We start from the raw sequence: 2,467 nt of genomic DNA, 5'->3' as shown, positions 1-2,467 counted from the left end.
GACCGGCTACCTTTTGCTCCCTGGGGCCAGGGAGCAAAATAGAAGAGGCAACATTAAGTCTACCGGGAACATCGCTACATGCGGCAATACGGCTTCCCATCCAGATTGTCGCGCTATATCGATCTGTTCGGCACTCCGGCTAAACCTCCGTTCCGCTGCCGTGGCGGCTATGTCCGCCCGCAATACGCCCTCGCGGAGGAAGAAGAGGCCGACGCCGCGATTGGGGCGCTCACCCCTTAGCATTCAAGGAAGTGGGAATTGCCGTTGGACAAATGGTATCAGGCGGCGCGCGCGGGATGTGCTATATTATTCTTTGATTGTCTCCGCGCCGGGATGCGAGGTGCGGCTGGGAAGCCTGAATTAACAGGAGGGGGGTAGACCCACCCCGCAATCATTTGCCCCGAAAGAAAAATCCAACCGATTTGCGGTCGCTAGTGAAATGGACCCCGGTTTTGGGACCAGAGGCTAAGTTAGAAAAGGGCCGCTCCCTTTGAGATGACGCGATATGAACGAAGCTGCTCCAACACCTATCCCCTGTCCGACTGCCGCGAGCAGGACTATGATGGGCAAGGTCATGCTGACAGCTGCGATCGCTTGGGCGCCGAGTGCGCCAAACGAAGATCGCGTTGACGACCTGCTGCAAGGCGCGACTCGACAAACCAACAACAGATGGAATGGCGAGCCGCAGGATAAGGCTCGGGAGATTTTGGTCCGCTAGATCGATGCTCTCCTTTTTCTTTGACACCACATTTGTGTTCACTCTCGCCAGCGATTCCATACTTTGTTCACTCATAGCTGAAGGTGTCGGGGGGCTTTTCCGAATTCGCGGATTGTGTGCAACAGCTCCCGTTGCAACACTATGCAAACATCTCGGCTCACCTCATAGGCGACCTGGGTTGGATTATACTTCGTATCGATCTGTAGCCGGCCGGCTTGATATGCGACATCGAACCAGAAGAGGTTATTAACAGCTGCTTCATCCATGTCTTCGCCGGACCACAGTGGAGCATGATCGTTGCCTAGGAGGCGGCGTGGAAAATGGCGCTGCAAACCGGGGCGATAATTCACGCCAATCCTTGGAGAGGTAGAGTCACTGGCGCAAACTCTCCGCGTCGGGAAGCCAGACAGCAGCAAGAGCCCGCGAGCCAAGAGACCTGCCGTGACAACAAGGTGCGCGACATCAAATCGGAAGGGAGGGCGACATCAGCAAATGGCCCTTCCACACGGCTCGGAGGGATGATGTTCGGCCATTCCCTGGCGCAGGTGTGCCATATGTTCGCTGATTTCCGGACGGAGGGGCACCGCCATGATTGCGTCCAGCGCATCCTCATCCTGATGGACGCCGGGAGGCAGCCAGGGCCGCGGCGCGGCTCGCTCGCGTGACCTATGCTGTGCCATGTCGAATGCTCGTCCGCCAGAGGCCTTGATGAACTGAGTGTCATGATGCCAAAATATGCCCAGAGTCAGGCCAGCTCCACCGCATCAACGGCTGCGGCGGCAAAGCCGAGGACAATTTGTCCAGACGGTTCTTGCCGAATGCTTGCGTTCGCAAAGTGACGCCCGGCTCAGCCGTCATGATGCCGCTTTTGACCCCAGAGCTGTGAATTTAGAGCGCATGATCGGTAGGACGTGAGCTGGATGGATGTCGGCTCGACGTTTCATCGAAGGATGAGCCTTCTGCAAGCAGCGGAAAGCACGTTTTGAGATTGCAAGGTGTCTTGTTCCGCTAGATGTCGCTCAAGAAGTCTACGCACGGCAGGATGGTTAGCAACCTGCCAACTCAGGTAGGTGCTTTGGCATTCCTTCTAAACAATGTCTCCGCCCTAAGGATTACCGCAGCCCAACATCGCCTTGTGATCGCCCGCCGATGAATGCGGCGGGTAGCGATAGCGAGCCCTGAAAATGTTGTCCGCGAAATAGCTGAACCGCATGCTTGGCCGGACGGCTGAAAACTGGAGCACGATCAGTTCTGCGCCTGAGCACCCGGCGAGGAATGGGTGAGCGCTGGGAGTGCCGGGCAGCTCCTGTTGAACCTTCCAGGTTGAACTTTCGACCCAGCTCCGAAACGCCTACCGTGGAAGTCGCTTTCGTAGTTTGTGCTTTTGCTTCGGCAGCGCGCACCGGTATGGAACAATCCCAGCGCAGACACATTAGTCGGCTCATCAACACCACGGCCCAAAGGCACCCATGCCGCGCTTCATCATCCGCTTCATCAAGGACGTCCTGGGCGACAACGGCCAGAGGGACGAGGTCTGCCAAACCACCATCGAGCTTGATGCCCGCGACGAGAGGGAAGCCGAGCAGCAGGCCAAGGATCGATTCTGCCAGATCCACGCCACGCACGATTGGTCTCTCCACGCCGATCGCCTGAAGGTCGATCCCGCCGACTTTCCGTCCTAGCATTACAGTTGCTTTTGTTGCGGGCTTCTGAATCCATGGGCAACCATGATTCGAATGTCGTGGGCGC

The 2,467-nt window shown here is 57.3% G+C and carries 2 protein-coding genes; both read left to right on the top strand.

Annotated elements, in window-relative coordinates:
- Positions 1-78 precede the first annotated feature (78 nt).
- Complete coding sequence (locus AC0L3P_RS39535; RefSeq protein WP_473309402.1) at positions 79-240, top strand: hypothetical protein; 162 nt, start codon at positions 79-81, stop codon at positions 238-240.
- A 1,947-nt stretch (positions 241-2,187) separates the two neighbouring features.
- On the top strand, positions 2,188-2,400 hold the full coding sequence (locus tag AC0L3P_RS39530) for a hypothetical protein (protein ID WP_473309401.1): 213 nt from the start codon (positions 2,188-2,190) through the stop codon (positions 2,398-2,400).
- Positions 2,401-2,467 lie beyond the last annotated feature (67 nt).

The sequence above is a fragment of the Bradyrhizobium sp. WSM4874 genome (assembly GCF_055811835.1).
This window is presented reverse-complemented; position numbering and strand designations above follow the sequence as displayed.